Origin of the sequence: Mucilaginibacter pocheonensis (assembly GCF_031456535.1) — a bacterium.
In the GTDB taxonomy this organism is placed as follows: domain Bacteria; phylum Bacteroidota; class Bacteroidia; order Sphingobacteriales; family Sphingobacteriaceae; genus Mucilaginibacter; species Mucilaginibacter pocheonensis.
In genome coordinates this window covers 594,488-609,891 of sequence record NZ_JAVDUU010000002.1, presented here as the reverse complement: position 1 = coordinate 609,891, position 15,404 = coordinate 594,488, and the positions used below count along the sequence as shown (strand labels likewise).

The window sequence follows — 15,404 nt, the reverse complement described above, 5'->3', positions numbered from 1 at the left end:
TGATCAACAGCTGCACATTATTAACGGGTGTTACTTCGTATACCTGTTTATAATATCTACTATCACCTTATTTTTTTGTAGCTGAGGCAGATAGTCAAACAGTATATAATGCTTCTCGGGGTCGGCGGTAAGGGCCATTTCCAGGTGGTTCAAAGCCTCATTATATTCGCCTTTGGCAAACAGGTAGGCCACCATCCGGTAATAAAGCTCAGCAGCTTCCGGGTTATTTTTTATGGCTTCTGAAATAATTTCAATAGCGCCAACCAGCCGGTCCTGCTCATATAATATAGACGAATAATCGAGCCAGGCATCAATATCAAGCGGATTTAGTTCAACCACCTTCTCGTAAGCCTGTTCAGCTTCGGTCATGTGGCCCAGCTTATATTCGGCATCGGCAATCGCAAACCAATAGTCGGCATTGGCAATATCCAGGTCAAGCGCTTTTTTATAAAAGTGCAGGGCCTCAAAATAACGTTCCTCAAAATCAAGCGTAACCCCAATACCAAACCAGGCATCGGCCAGCTTGGGGTCCATTTTAACCGATTTCTTATAAAAAGCGCGCGCGTCATCCATCTGCTCAAGCTTTTCATAGCATTCGCCTATGGCGCAATAAGTATCGGCATTAGGCTGTTCATACTCAAAAGTATGGCGGTACACTTCAATAGCTTCGGCATATTTTTCCAGGTTAACCAGGGCGTTCCCTTTGTTAAAATAGGCTGATGCAAAGCTGTCCTTAATAAGTATGGCATAGTCATACGCGTCAATAGCTTTTTCAAACAGGCTCAGCTTGGTATAAGCGTTGCCTAAATTATACCAGGCGGCATAACTGTAAGGCTCGTTATCAATATACTGCTGGTAAAACTGAACGCTTTCCTGCTGGTTGTCCATTACATCATAGCAAAAAGCCAGCTCGTAAAGGGCATCCTGATTTTCCATATTTTGCTTAAGGCAAAGCTTAAGGTAAGTTATGGCGGTATCATAATCGCCCATGTTTTGATAAACGTAGGCAATATGCAGCAGTATCTCGTCGGTTTCTTCGGCAAGGCCCAATGCTTTTTCATAATTTTCCAGGGCTTCGCCATAGCGCTCCATACTTTCGTACAAATTGCCGCGGATGATATAGATATCCGCATCAGAAGCCTCCAGCATAGCAGCCTTGTCTAAAGCCGCGAAAGCTTCGGTTACCTTATTGGTTACAACCAGTAACTGTGCTTGCTTAATTAAAAAAACTGCTGCAAAAGGGTGCTGGTTACGCGCATACTCTGCTACTTGCAGTGCCTTGGCCGGATCATTTTTTTCGATGTAGTAGTCGATAATGTTCTCAAACGCCTGGGCATCAAAAAAGTACTGGTCGTGATTACGAATCATCTCCTCGTACCGTTCTACCGAAAACTTTGGATCTTCGGTAAAACCAAATTCAAATTCTTCTTCCATTCAATTTTGTTTGCAGAACATCCGCTTTAGGTTAACAATTGTTATTGCTTCGTAAAGACTTATTGAGTTCAAAATACAACAAGTAAGCGTCCGATTAACAATTAAGTTTTCCACATTCACACATTTATACAACAATTGTATTGCAATGCATTGATAATTAATAACAATCAATTAATAGGCCAAAGATGGGAAAACGAAAAATTGCCTTAAGATTTTTACCTTTGACAAAAGTAACAATTATGAACCTCGATATTTCAAATATTCTAAAACGTTTACATATAAACGATATTAATGAGGCTTTTAGTACTGGTGCTAACTGGGGCAGCAGCGCCGGGGCTACCGTAAAAGATGTAATATCGCCGGTTGATGGTAAAAAAATAGCATCGGTAAAATTTGCTGCCGAAAACGATTATAACCAGGTGGTTGAGCAGGCCGCACGCGCTTTTAAAACCTGGCGCAACACCCCTGCCCCAAAACGGGGCGAAATTGTACGCCAGATAGGCGAGGCCCTGCGTGCCAATAAACAGGACCTGGGTACCCTGGTATCCTATGAAATGGGCAAAAGCCTGCAGGAAGGCTTGGGCGAAGTGCAGGAAATGATAGACATTGCTGACTTTGCCGTTGGGCTTAGCCGCCAGCTTTATGGGTTAACCATGCACTCTGAAAGGCCCGAACACCGCATGTATGAGCAATATCACCCGCTGGGTATTGTGGGCATCATTTCAGCATTTAACTTTCCGGTGGCTGTTTGGAGCTGGAATTCATTGTTGGCATGGGTTTGCGGCGACGTTTGCATCTGGAAACCATCAGAAAAAACGCCCTTAACCGCTATTGCCTGCCAGCACATTGCACAGGAGGTATTTAAAAGGAACAATATTGACGAAGGGGTATCAAACCTGATTATTGGCGACCGTAACATTGGTGAGCTGATGGCTGCGGATACCCACGTACCATTAATATCTGCTACAGGCTCAACCCGTATGGGTAAAGCGGTCAGCGCCGCTGTTGGCGCGCGTTTGGGCAAAAGCCTGCTGGAGCTGGGTGGCAATAATGCCATTATTATAACAGAACATGCTGATCTGGACATGTCGCTTATCGGAGCGGTGTTTGGAGCGGTGGGCACCGCGGGCCAGCGTTGCACCAGTACCCGCCGGCTTATTATTCACCAAAGCGTTTATGAAGCCTTTAAACAAAAGCTGATAAACGCCTACGGGCAGATACGCATTGGCAACCCGCTTGATGAACATAACCACATGGGCCCGCTGATTGATCATGACGCGGTAAACCTGTATCTTGATTCTATTGAAAGATGCAAGGCCGAAGGCGGCAGGTTTGTGGTTGATGGCGGCAAACTGGAGGGCGACAACTATTTATCAGGATGTTACGTAAAACCCTGCATTGCCGAGGTGGAGAACCATTTTAAAATTGTACAGCACGAAACCTTTGCACCTATACTTTACCTTATTAAATATAGTACTATTGATGAGGCTATTGAATTACAAAACGGGGTGCCGCAGGGTTTATCTTCGGCTATAATGACCAATAATTTGCGCGAGGCAGAACAATTTTTGTCATATGCCGGTTCTGACTGCGGCATAGCCAACGTAAACATTGGCACGTCCGGAGCTGAAATTGGCGGCGCCTTTGGTGGCGAAAAAGAAACCGGCGGTGGTCGCGAATCGGGCTCTGATGCATGGAAAGTTTATATGAGGCGCCAAACTAATACTATTAATTACTCAAAAACGTTGCCTTTAGCACAAGGGATCAAATTCGATCTCTAATTTTTTTATTACTAACTTTTGTACATGTTTAATTTCCGCAAATTCCTTACAGGCACTACCTTATTAGTTTCATTTACCGTAATTCTACCTGCATCGGCACAAATACAGCCCAAACCAGAATCCGAATCGCCAAAAGGCTGGCAACTGATGGATCTGAAAGAAAATGGGTTTTATGGCATCAGCCTAAAACAGGCTTATACATTTTTACAGGGCAAAAAAAGCAAGCCTGTTGTTGTGGCTACAATTGATAGCGGTGTTGATACACTGCAAAAAGACCTGAAAAGCATTTTATGGGTAAACACCAGGGAAATTCCGGGCAACGGCATTGATGATGACCACAACGGCTATATTGATGATATACACGGATGGAATTTTTTAGGCGGCCCTGATGGCAAAGCCGATTTTAATGAAACCACCGAAGAAGTTAGGGAATACAACAAACTAAAAGGAAAATACGAGGCTATTACCGACACCAACGCTGTTGATAAAAAGCAATACGCATACTGGAAACGGGTAAAAACCCTTTATGACACCACCGTTAATAAGGCCCGTACCGAAACTGAACAACTGCAACCCATTATGAATGCCCTTATGGTGACCAGCGGTTATATAAAAAGGGGGCTTAATTTACCGGCTAACGGAACCTTTATGCAGGCCGATCTGGTAAAGCTTAAATTGAGCAATGATACCCTTACACAAAGTAAATATGTTTGGGATTCGATATTTTCACAAGAAGGCAGCAACCATACCAACGCTGCTATTATTAAAGACCTGAGCGAATATCTGGCTAAGTTAAATAACGATCTGTCGCCCGACCTGGAGGCCCGCAAACGCATTGTTGGCGATAATCCTGACACCTTGGATAATAAGCCCTATGGCAACAACCTGCTTAAATTTGCAGATGCATCACATGGTACCGGCGTAGCGGGGCTTATTGGCGCAATACGCAACAACGGATATGGTATTAACGGCGTTGCCGACAATATAAAGATCATGGCTATAAAGGCCGTACCAAATGGCGATGAGTACGATAAAGACATTGCCAACGCCATACGTTACGCTGTTGATAACGGCGCCCAGATCATCAACATGAGTTTCGGCAAAAAACTATCGCCGCATAAGGAATGGCTTGATGAAGCTTTTAAATACGCCGCGTCAAAAAATGTATTGCTGGTACAGGCGTCAGGCAATGACAGTGAAGATATGGATGCCAATCCCGATTTCCCGAATGACACGTTCCTGGACGGATCTTCAACCGATGCTGATAACCTTATAAATGTTGGCGCCTCGGGACCAAAACTGGGCGACCACCTGGCGGGTGATTTTAGCAACTACGGTAAAAAAAATGTGGATGTGTTTGCTCCCGGCGTTAAAGTAACCACCATTGATACCGATGCTGAATTTATGACAGAGGACGGCACCAGCTTTTCATCACCCATTACTGCGGGGGTAGCGGCCTTGGTATTGGAATATTATCCTTCTCTTAGCGCTAAACAGCTTAAGCAGGTTATCCTTCAATCTGCCACGCCTTTAACGGGTACTATGGTATTTAAACCCGGCAGCAAAACCATTAAGGTTGATTTTGCGTCGTTAAGCAAAACCGGCGGTATTGTAAATGCCTTTAAAGCATTACAGATAGCATCAAAAATGAAGGGCGAACAAGTAGCCGCAAATTAAGAGCTAATGAATATCAAAACAAAAAAGCCGCTTATAGCGGCTTTTTTGTTTGTTTCTGTAATTTTTAAATTGATTTACTCTTCAACCATTTCACTGTTGGGGCTGTTTACTTCCGGGGCTTCATGTTTAAAATAATGCTTTTGGAATAGCAGTATCATAATTACCCCTACACAAATGGCCGAATCGGCCAGGTTAAAAACAGGCCTGAAAAACTCAAACGATTCATTGGCCCACAACGGGAACCATGAAGGATAAGTACCCCTTAACAACGGGAAATAAAACATATCAACTACACGTCCGTGAAACAACGGGGCATAGTTATACATTACCCCATAAAAGGTTGAATCAATTATATTACCCACCGCACCCGCTAAAATCAGTGCAACATTCATGATGAGGCCGCGGTGGTATTTATGTTTTATTAAATATATAAGGCAGTAAACTATACCGCATACTGCAAAAATACGGAACAGCGTTAACGCCAGCTTTCCTGCAGCACCTCCCCATTCCATGCCAAAGGCCATACCGTTATTTTCGGTATAGTGCAACATTCCACGGCTGCCCAAAAAATGGATCTCTTCGCCCATGAACATATGCGATCTTACCCAGGTCTTGATGATCTGGTCGGCAAGAATAATAAATATAGCAGTTAAAAAAGGTTTGGTGTAAGCAGCCTTCATTTATTGCTTTAGTTTAGCTTCCATCGTTAGGGTGGTATGCGGTACGGCACGTAAACGCTCTTTTGGTATCAGTTTGCCTGTTTCACGGCAAATACCATAAGTTTTGTTCTCAATACGTATCAGCGCAGCTTCCAGCTGGTCAATAAACTTTTTCTGACGGGCAGCCAACTGGTTTATCTGTTCTTTTTCAAGTGTTGCCGACCCATCTTCAAGGGTTTTATAAGTACCGGCTGTATCATCAGTTCCGTTAGCATTAGGCGAACTTAACGAAGTTGCCAGAGAGTTTAACTCTTCTTTGGCGATACGCAGTTTATCAAGAATAAGAGTTTTAAACTCTTGCAGGTCTGATTCAGAATATCTGGTTTTTTCGTTTTCTACTTTCATTTATATTTTACTAATAACAATAAAAATTTCATTTTCATCAATGGTGACCAATTCACCATCATTTAGCTGGTTATCAAGCATTATGCTATCGGCTAAAATTTCGGCGCAAATATAGGATAAATTATTTTTTACCGCCTCACTTATGAATGGCTGGTCGCTAACGCGTACATTTATCTTATCAGTAACCTCAAATTCTTTCCCCTTACGCAGATTCTGGATACGGTTTATCAGCTCTCGCGATATACCCTCCTGTTTCAATTCGTTGGTTATGGTAACATCTAAAGCTACAGTTAGTTTTCCTAAATTTGCAACTTGCCATCCGGGAACGTCTTCTGCTATGATCTCAACATCTGTAGCCAGTATTAAGTATTTGTCATTAAGCACATTAACAACACCATCACTCTCCAGCTTAGCTATGTCATCCTGTGTAAAATTATTAATAGCTTCGGCCACGGCCTTCATATCCTTACCAACTTTTTGTCCTAAAGCTTTAAAATTGGGCTTTATTTTCTTTTTGATAAATCCGGCGGTGTCTGTAATGTACTCAATATCTTTGATATTTGTTTCAGATAATATTAACTCCTTTACCTGTTCCACATGTTGCTTAAAGCCTTTATCCAATATAGGCAATAATATTTTGCTGAGCGGCTGACGTACATTAATGCCCACCTTTTTACGCAGTGATAACACTAATGATGATACATCCTGTGCCAGCTGCATACGTTCTTCCAGGTCGGCATCAACCAGTTCATCATGGTAAGTTGGGAAATAAGCCAGGTGAACCGACTCAAATTCCTCTTTGCCGGTTACTTTATTCAAATCTTTGTATAAACGATCAGCAAAGAAAGGCGCTATGGGCGACATCAGCTTGGCTATAGTTACCAGGCAGGTATATAATGTTTGATAAGCCGACAGCTTATCCTCAGAGTTATCTGACCTCCAGAAACGGCGGCGGCTCAAACGGATATACCAGTTACTAAAATGCGCATCAACAAACTCCTGTATGGCACGGGCAGCCTTGGTTGGCTCAAAGTCGGCATAAAAACCATCAACCTCGCGGCTCAGGGTATTTAACAGCGATATGATCCAGCGATCAATTTCGGGGCGTTGGGTCAGCGCCACGTCGGGCTCCTGGTATTTAAACTTATCAATATTGGCATAAAGCACAAAGAACGAGTAAGAGTTGTACAGGGTACCAAAAAACTTACGGCGAACTTCATCAAGTCCTTCTTCATTAAATTTAAGGTTATCCCATGGCGAAGCATTACTGATCATGTACCATCGGGCGGTATCCGCGCCGTATTTATTAATGGTTTCAAAAGGATCAACAGCGTTACCTAAACGCTTTGACATTTTGTTGCCATTTTTATCAAGTACAAGGCCGTTTGATACCACATTTTTAAAGGAAATTCCCTTGTTGCCAACCAGGGAATTTACAGCTTTTATTTCATCGCTGCACTCGCTCAGCATTACTGCTATAGCGTGCAGGGTAAAGAACCAGCCACGGGTTTGATCAACCCCCTCGGCAATAAAATCAGCAGGGTAGGCATTTTTAAACGCCTCACGGTTTTCAAAAGGGAAATGCCATTGCGCGTAAGGCATGGCGCCTGAGTCAAACCAAACATCAATCAGATCGGGCTCACGAAACATTTTGTTGCCCGCCTGTGAGGTTAATATTACATCGTCAACATAGGGACGGTGCATATCTTCCAGCTTAAAGCCTTCGGGCATAAAACCGGCGTCAATTGATTTTTGTATTTCCGCGTTCAGTTCATCGATAGAACCAATACACTTTTCTTCGGTGCCATTTTCTTCGCGCCATATAGGCAGGGGGGTACCCCAGTAGCGTGAACGCGAAAGGTTCCAGTCAACCAGGTTTTCCAGCCAGTTCCCAAAACGGCCCGTCCCGGTTGATTCGGGCTTCCAGTTAATGGTTTTGTTCAGCTCAACCAGTTTGTCCTTTACCGCTGTGGTACGGATAAACCAGCTATCGAGCGGATAATATAGTATCGGCTCGTCTGACCGCCAGGAGTGCGGGTAGCTGTGCTCATATTTCTTAACGTCAAAGGCTTTGTTGTCTTCCTTAAGCTTGATGGCTATTAATACGTCGGTACCTTTAAAATCAGGCGCGGCACGTTCTCCATCCGTATAGTATTCGTCTTTAACATAGTGGCCGGCATAGTCGGTTACCTCATCAACAAAGCGGCCCTGTTTGTCAACCAGGGGAACATCTTTGCCAAATTCGTCCTTTACCATTACCGATGGCACATTATTCTCTTTACAGGCCCTAAAGTCATCCGCACCAAAAACCGAGGCCGTATGCACTATGCCGGTACCATCCTCCGTAGTAACAAAATCGGCCGGGATCACACGGAACGCATTTTTTTCCAGGTCCTCATTGCTTACATAAGGCATCAGTTGGTGATACCGCAAACCTATCAGTTCAACGCCCTTAAATTCAGCCCTTACCTCCCACGGTATAATTTTATCACCCCCTTTATAGTCCTGGAACGAAGCGTTTTCACCGTCGGCTTTAAAGTATTTACCAACCAGCGCTTTTGCAAGCACCACACTTACCGGCTCATAAGTATAAGGATTAAAGGTACGCAGCTTAACGTAGTCGATGTTTTCGCCAATAGCCAGCGCGCAATTGGATGGCAGCGTCCAGGGGGTAGTGGTCCATGCCAATATTACTGTATCCTCGTTTACATCTTCAAACAAAACCGGCATCAGCGGGTGCTGCTGGTCGTTCTTTAAATGAAACTGGGCTACTATGGTAGTATCTTTTACCATTTTGTACGTGCCTGGCTGGTTAAGCTCATGTGAGCTTAAGCCGGTACCTGACTTTGGCGAATACGGCTGTACGGTATAACCTTTGTATAAAAGATCTTTATTGTAAAACTCCTTCAGTATCCACCAAAGGCTTTCAATATATTCATTTTTGTAGGTAATGTACGGATCATCAAGGTCAACCCAATAGCCCATTTTCTCGGTCAGGTCGTTCCAAACATCGGTATAGCGCATTACCTCTTTGCGACAGGCATCGTTATAATCTTTAACGCTTATTTTTTTGCCGATATCGTCCTTGGTTATTCCTAAAGCTTTTTCAACTGCCAGCTCAATGGGCAGGCCGTGGGTATCCCAGCCGCCTTTACGCTTAACCTGGAAACCTTTTAACGTTTTGTAACGGCAAAAAATGTCCTTTATAGAACGTGCCATTACGTGGTGAATACCGGGCATGCCATTAGCGCTCGGCGGCCCTTCGTAAAACGTGTAAGGGTTACTTGCCGGGCGACTGCTGATACTTTTTTCAAATATCTGGTTCTGCTGCCAAAATTCCAGTATCTCTTTGCCTGTTTGCGATAGGTTTAACTGCTTATATTCCTTGTACATCTATATATTCTACCTTTTATCACCTCTTTTTTAAGAGGTTGCAAAAATACGGAATTTATAAATGATTTTTTTAATTTAGACGGGTGAAAAATAAAGTAAAGCGTACTATATTAATGCTATTGGTTGCCTTGATCCTGTTTTCGGCATCAATGGTTATCCCGGCTTTACATTATTCAAAGTGGAAAGATCTTGTACAGGGAGCGGCATTAGGCTTAACCATTGCCGGTATCATAAGTATAATTACTCTTATACTTGATTATTTGCGGGAAAGTAAACGGGGCGCATAACTGGTATTTAACCGGCTGATCAGCAATTTAAAAATAATCACGTAAATTAGGGTTTATGAAAACAAAGCAATTAATAACGCTTATAACCGGCGTGTTAACGGTTATTTTTTTGATCATTAATCTAACTTATGCCAAAAACCCAACCATTGATAAATGGACCAGCTTTGGTTTGGGCATTACTTCTGTATTTTTTATTGGAGAGGCCTTATTGCTTATTAAAGGCAGAAAAAACAATACCGAGACAAATCCCAATTAATAAATACTCCGGTTTGCGCCTCCATCAACCTGTATAGTGGTGCCGCTAATATAGGCTGCCTGTTCTGATGCTAAAAAAGTAACCAGCGCGGCCAGTTCCTCGGGCTTGCCAATGCGGCCAAGTGGTATACCTTTTGTTTTTTCGTGTAATGCCTGTTCAGGATCAGTATCTTGTGGTAAAGTATGCTTAATTCTGTCAGTAAGGATCAGGCCGGGGGCAACATTATTTACGGTAATATTGTAGGGGCCAAATTCATCGGCCATTAATTTGGCCATGCCTACCACACCCATACGCATACTGGTTGATAGTACCGAGTTGCCCAGCACCGCCTTTACCGAGCCGCTAATAATATTGATGATACGCCCGCTGCCAGTTTTTTGCATGTGGGGCAATACCAGGCGGCTTAACCGTGCAAAGCTAAGCAGATTAAGGTCAAACGCTTTTTGCCACTGTTCGTCATCAAAGTTCTCAAATTTATCAAACGGCGGCCCGCCTGCATTATTCAACAAAATATCTATGTGACCGAATGCCCCTGCGGCTTTTTCTACAAATGCCTCTATTTCATCAGCCTTTGATACATCCACAGGAATAGCAATCACTTCGTTGCCCGTAAGTTGTTTTATCTCGTCCGCTGCTTTATCAAGCTCAGTTTCATTACGCGAACCAATGATCACTTTTGCACCTTCGGCAGATAAGGCAGTGGCTATTGCTTTGCCTAATCCTTTACTTGCTGCCAATACCAGGGCTACTTTGTTGTTAAGTTTAAGATCCATAAAACCTTTCCATGCCCTCTTCAAACAAGAGGGTCTTTAATAGTTTTTAATATTTAAACAATACATCAACAGGCACTCAAAAGTTTCACCCGCGAAATTTTTAACTCCCTCGCCTTTGGGGAAGGCAGGATGGAGGCTACTCCTCAATATCCGGCCCTTTTAACTTCTTACGGTCTACCCCGCCATCCAGGCTCAATAAAAAAGCGGGCAGCAGGGTTAGGTTGCTAATCATTGCCACCAACAAGGTTATTGACAATAAAATACCCAAAGCCACGGTTCCGCCAAATTTTGATACCGCAAATATCCCAAAACCAAAAAACAATACTGTAGCAATAAATATCATGCTCACCCCGGTTTCGCGGATGGTATCTGATATGATCTGCGATATGCTTTTTGCGCTGTGGCGCAGTTCGTGCCGGTAGCGGGTTATAAAATAAATGGTTTGATCAGATGATATGCCCATCGCGATGCTGAATATCAGTATTGTTGATGGCTTTAACGGGATACCAAAAAAACCCATGATACCCGCTGTAATAATAAGCGGCACCAGGTTGGGCACCAGCGATACAGCTATCATTTTTATTCCCCTGAACAATATCCACATTACCCCGGCAATTAGTAAAATAGCCCAGGCCAGGCTTTCATATAAGTTTTTTAACAGATAATTGGTTCCTTTTATAAATATAATACTTGAGCCTGTAAGCTCAACATGAAATTTCTTTGGATTAAAGATCGAGTCGATACGAGGTTGCAATTCGGCCAGTACGGCATTCATTTTTTTTGATCCGGCATCAACCATTTCAAATGTTACCCGGGTTACCTGATGGGTGCTATCCAGATAACTGTTAAGCGTGCCTGAGCTTTTACCGGAGTTACCTGCATAGTTAAGAATGAAATTTTGCTCCAAACCATCGGGTAACCGGTAATATTCAGGGTTGCCCCCATAAAACGCCTGTGTTGAAAATTTTAATACCTGGATCAATGAGATTGACCGGCTAAACTCCGGATATGATGAAATAAGGCGTTCCAGTTTTTCCACCCTGCGAATGGTTCCCTGGTTCATTACCCCATTTTTGCGTCTGGTATCAATGCTTACTTCCAGCGGCAACACCCCGTTAAAGTTCGACTCAAAAAACTTAAGATCGGTTAATGTATTGTTATTCTGCGGCAAATCATCAACCACATATCCATTGATGTTGATCCTGTATATGCCAATAACAGAGATCCCGATAAGTACCAGCGTAGTTATATAAATAACTTTGCGTTTTTGATGTACCAGGCCATCTAAACCAGCCAACAAGGCTTTCATCCATTTGCGGTGCTTAATACCGGTTTGTTTTGCTTTAGGTTTTGGCAAATAGCTAAAAACAATAGGCACCAGTATCAGGCTCAGCGCGAATGTGGCCAATATGCTCAGTGAAGCCACCAGGCCAAATTGTGTAAGCAATTCGCTGTTGGTAAAACAAAGCACGCCAAAGCCTATGGCTGTAGTAATATTGGCAATAAATGTGGTTATCCCGGCTTTTTCAAGGGCTATCTTCAAAGCCTCCATTTTATCGCCTGATATTTCAAATTCGTGATAGTATTTATTGAGGATAAAAATAGTGTTGGGGATGCCAATAACTACCACAAGCGGCGGAATGATGCCTGTAAGTATGGTCATTTCATAATGCATTAACACCAACACGCCCAGGCTCCATACTACCCCAAGCACCACAATAAGTACCGGGAAAATAACCGGGAAGAACGACCTGAAAAAGAGCAGTAATATTAACGCGGTGATGAGTATTGATAAGCTTAAAAACATGGAGAATTCATGCGACACCAAATCGCCCACAACAGTCCTGATAAGCGGCAGGCCGGAGTAGTGTACTTTTATTCCGTGCTTTTGCTCAAACTGCATGCCCAAATCGGTCATTTTTTTGATGATGGGAACACGGTACGGGGTATTGATTATCTTGTCATCAAAAGTAACCGCCATAAGGGTTGATTTGCCATCATTGCTCAGCACCAAACCTTTATAGAACGGCAGGTTTAAAAGCTGCTGTTTTACACTATCAACGGCCTGAGCGGTTGGCAATTCCTGGCTAACCAGCGGTTTTATTACAAAACGGTGTTGTGCTGTATCTTTTTGCAGGTTGTAAATATTGGCTATAGAAACTACCGCTTTAATGCCTTTTATTTGTTGTAGCCGGGTGCCTATGCGGTACCAGTCATTAAATACATCTTTGTCAAAAATTTTATCTGACTTTATACCTATTACCATCGATGAAGCATCCTGGCCAAAGGTTTTTTTAAACTGGTTATAGCGTATATAGGCGGAATCGGTAACCGGAAGCACCTTACCGCCATTAAAGGTTATCTTTACTTTTGCAGCCTCAAAACCCATAAAAGTGCTTAGCGCTATAACGCAAATAAGTACTATAAGCCTGTTTTTGAGGATAAAAGAAGCGGTATGTTTCCAGAACATTACAAGTGATATTAAGGGCGGCGCTAAACTACGAATTTTGATCTATCCGCCGGTTGAGATATTTATATTGTGACAAAGAGATAGACATCAGCCTATTTACCGGCGCAAAGCACAAATAATTTAAATGTATAAGTATCAATAACAATGTACTTTTGTATGTATGAAAAGACTGATACGCAGTTTTGGTTTTGCCATTAACGGGTTGAAATATGCAACAGCTACCCAGCTTAATTTCAGGATACACCTGGTAGCCGGTATTGTTGTATTGGCAATGGGCCTGGCGTTTCATATTTCGGCTTCAGAGTGGCAATGGATTTTGCTGAGCATTACCTTAGTGCTGGTTACAGAACTTTTAAATACGGCCATTGAAACGTTAACCGATCTGGTTTCGCCTACTTATAATACCAAAGCCGGGCATGTTAAAGATATAAGTGCCGGCGCTGTAGTAATTGCGGCGGTATTTGCCCTTATTACTGGCCTCATTATCTTTTTACCCAAACTTATTTTACTGTTACCTCATGCTGCATAAAACCAGGGGCATTGTATTTAAGGCCACAGATTATGGCGAAAGCAGCGTTATTGTACAGTTACTTACCGAAAAGTTTGGCCTGCAGTCATACATCATTAATGGCGCTAAAAAACCGAAAGCCAAAATAGGCCGCAATATGCTGCAGCCGCTGCACCTGCTTGACCTGGTAGTTTACCACAAAAATACAGGCAGTGTACAGCGCATAGCCGAGCTTAAAAACTCACCGGTGCTGCAAACCATTCCTTATGATGTGATAAAAAGCTGCGTAGCCATATTCCTGAATGAGGTATTGTATAAAGCAATAAAACAACAAACGGCCGACGAAAATTTATTTGATTTTGTATTTAGCGCCATAGAATGGCTTGATCATCAAACGGGGAGCGTGGCTAATTTTCACCTGCTGTTTTTGGTACAGCTGAGCCGTTACTTAGGGTTTTATCCGGACAGGCAACTTGCCGGCAGTGCCGATTATTTTGATATGAAGAACGGCATCTTTAGTAAATATAAACCCGACAGCGTTTTGTACCTGTCGCCACCTCATACACAAAACTTTAGTTTGTTGCTGCAATGCAGCTTTGAAAACATGCAGCAATTAAAAATAAGCAATGACGAACGCCGTTACCTGATACAGAAACTATTAGAGTATTATGCCATCCACATTGAAGGCTTTGGCAGCATACGGTCGGCCGAGGTATTGGAAGAAGTATTGTCATAATAACCAAGCCGCATCCCGGTCTCAATTATCATGATATCTTTTACAGGGCATTTGAAATTAGGTGTTCTAAATAGTAAAGGAAGCCCTTATAACACAAAAAAAAGAGAAAGCCAATGGCCATCTCTTTTTTTTAGTTGACTGACCTCATTATTTACCATAAAGAACTAATTGGTTAGATCGATAATAACAATTGTTACAAATATATGCACTATAGAATTAGTAGACTAATTTTTTAATAAAAATTTAACATGTATTTTGCTAATAATGTGCATTATAATTAATGCCGCCTTATTAAATGTTTTTTAAACCTGCTATAATTACATTTACCTTTGGCTTTTTACAACAGAATGATTGCTTATTAAAAAGATAAAAGCTGCTTAATGTCAATACAGATAAATTTGCGCTGTGCCTTACCTAAATTTTGTTTAAAGCATGGAAATAACCCCGATAAGGTAAAGGCTGAAGCCCTATGAGTAATATCAAAAAGATAAATACACGGTTTTTGGAATTTTGGAAATGGATCGCTAAATCAGCCGATACACTCTGGATTTTGTTCAGTAAGGAAAAAAGTAAACAGTTTTTAAAAACACACCTGTTTAACCCAGATCACTCTGCACAACTTAAAGCTATATCAATCGGGTTTGGGGTATTTATGGGGATTGTGCCCATTTGGGGCTTTCAGTTAATAGTGGCCTTTTCCCTGGCCGCGCTGTTCCGCCTGAATAAAGCGCTGGTTATTTTAGCAGCACATATCAGCTTTGCGCCCATGATACCGGTAATAATTTTTCTGAGCTATAAAACCGGCGGTTACCTGATGGGAGATAATAATACAGACATTCCATTTTCAGGTAACATTACCATAAAATCAATCAGCTTACACCTTGAACAATATTTGTATGGCAGTATATCACTTGCCATAATTGCCGGTCTGGTGACTGGCCTGCTCAGTTTGGCATTACTTAAATTGTTTAAAAAGAAACCCATAGTTGTTGCCTGACAACAAAAAACGCCTGGTAAAAATTAAA

The 15,404-nt window shown here is 42.4% G+C and carries 13 protein-coding genes; 7 read left to right on the top strand and 6 right to left on the bottom strand.

Going from position 1 to position 15,404, the window contains the following annotated elements; all coding sequences use genetic code 11:
- Positions 1-30: 30 nt before the first annotated feature.
- Positions 31-1,434, bottom strand: a complete 1,404-nt coding sequence (locus J2W55_RS09550; RefSeq protein WP_310094840.1) for a tetratricopeptide repeat protein — start codon at positions 1,432-1,434, stop codon at positions 31-33.
- Between the two features lie 239 nt (positions 1,435-1,673).
- Between J2W55_RS09550 and amaB the strand changes: the two genes are divergently transcribed.
- Both amaB and J2W55_RS09540 read left to right on the top strand, forming a co-directional pair.
- A complete protein-coding gene (amaB, locus tag J2W55_RS09545; RefSeq protein ID WP_310094839.1) occupies positions 1,674-3,215 on the top strand; it encodes an L-piperidine-6-carboxylate dehydrogenase in 1,542 nt (513 codons plus the stop codon).
- Positions 3,216-3,239: 24 nt separating this feature from the next.
- A complete protein-coding gene (locus J2W55_RS09540) occupies positions 3,240-4,892 on the top strand; it encodes a S8 family serine peptidase (protein WP_310094838.1) in 1,653 nt (550 codons plus the stop codon).
- A gap of 74 nt (positions 4,893-4,966) precedes the next feature.
- Here the strand turns inward: J2W55_RS09540 and J2W55_RS09535 are convergent, their stop codons facing one another.
- The 3 genes from J2W55_RS09535 to ileS are packed head-to-tail and all read right to left on the bottom strand — an operon-like array spanning position 4,967 to position 9,349.
- Positions 4,967-5,572, bottom strand: coding sequence for a lipoprotein signal peptidase (locus tag J2W55_RS09535; RefSeq protein ID WP_310094837.1), 606 nt, complete (start codon positions 5,570-5,572; stop codon positions 4,967-4,969).
- Positions 5,573-5,956, bottom strand: a complete 384-nt coding sequence (locus tag J2W55_RS09530) for a TraR/DksA family transcriptional regulator (protein WP_310094835.1) — start codon at positions 5,954-5,956, stop codon at positions 5,573-5,575. It abuts the gene before it with no gap.
- Positions 5,957-9,349 (bottom strand): isoleucine--tRNA ligase, encoded by a 3,393-nt coding sequence (ileS, locus tag J2W55_RS09525; RefSeq protein WP_310094832.1) that lies wholly within the window; start codon positions 9,347-9,349, stop codon positions 5,957-5,959.
- An 83-nt stretch (positions 9,350-9,432) separates the two neighbouring features.
- On the opposite strand from ileS, the gene J2W55_RS09520 reads away from it, so the two are divergent.
- Positions 9,433-9,636: a hypothetical protein gene (locus tag J2W55_RS09520; protein WP_310094829.1), complete on the top strand. Its 204-nt coding sequence runs from the start codon at positions 9,433-9,435 to the stop codon at positions 9,634-9,636.
- Between the two features lie 55 nt (positions 9,637-9,691).
- Positions 9,692-9,892, top strand: a complete 201-nt coding sequence (locus J2W55_RS09515; RefSeq protein WP_310094827.1) for a hypothetical protein — start codon at positions 9,692-9,694, stop codon at positions 9,890-9,892.
- On the opposite strand, the gene J2W55_RS09510 is transcribed toward J2W55_RS09515, so the two are convergent.
- Complete coding sequence (locus J2W55_RS09510) at positions 9,889-10,665, bottom strand: SDR family oxidoreductase (protein ID WP_310094824.1); 777 nt, start codon at positions 10,663-10,665, stop codon at positions 9,889-9,891. The genes J2W55_RS09515 and J2W55_RS09510 overlap by 4 nt on opposite strands.
- 136 nt (positions 10,666-10,801) lie before the next feature.
- A complete protein-coding gene (locus tag J2W55_RS09505) occupies positions 10,802-13,135 on the bottom strand; it encodes an efflux RND transporter permease subunit (RefSeq protein WP_310094821.1) in 2,334 nt (777 codons plus the stop codon).
- Positions 13,136-13,295: 160 nt separating this feature from the next.
- On the opposite strand from J2W55_RS09505, the gene J2W55_RS09500 reads away from it, so the two are divergent.
- The 3 genes from J2W55_RS09500 to J2W55_RS09490 all read left to right on the top strand — a co-directional run bounded on the left by J2W55_RS09500 (position 13,296) and on the right by J2W55_RS09490 (position 15,376).
- A complete protein-coding gene (locus tag J2W55_RS09500; RefSeq protein WP_310094816.1) occupies positions 13,296-13,664 on the top strand; it encodes a diacylglycerol kinase family protein in 369 nt (122 codons plus the stop codon).
- Entirely contained in the window at positions 13,654-14,379 is a 726-nt protein-coding gene (recO, locus tag J2W55_RS09495; RefSeq protein ID WP_310094814.1) for a DNA repair protein RecO, read from the top strand. The genes J2W55_RS09500 and recO overlap by 11 nt, the downstream gene beginning before the upstream one ends.
- A gap of 469 nt (positions 14,380-14,848) precedes the next feature.
- Positions 14,849-15,376: a DUF2062 domain-containing protein gene (locus J2W55_RS09490; protein WP_310094810.1), complete on the top strand. Its 528-nt coding sequence runs from the start codon at positions 14,849-14,851 to the stop codon at positions 15,374-15,376.
- The last annotated feature ends 28 nt before the right edge of the window (positions 15,377-15,404 follow it).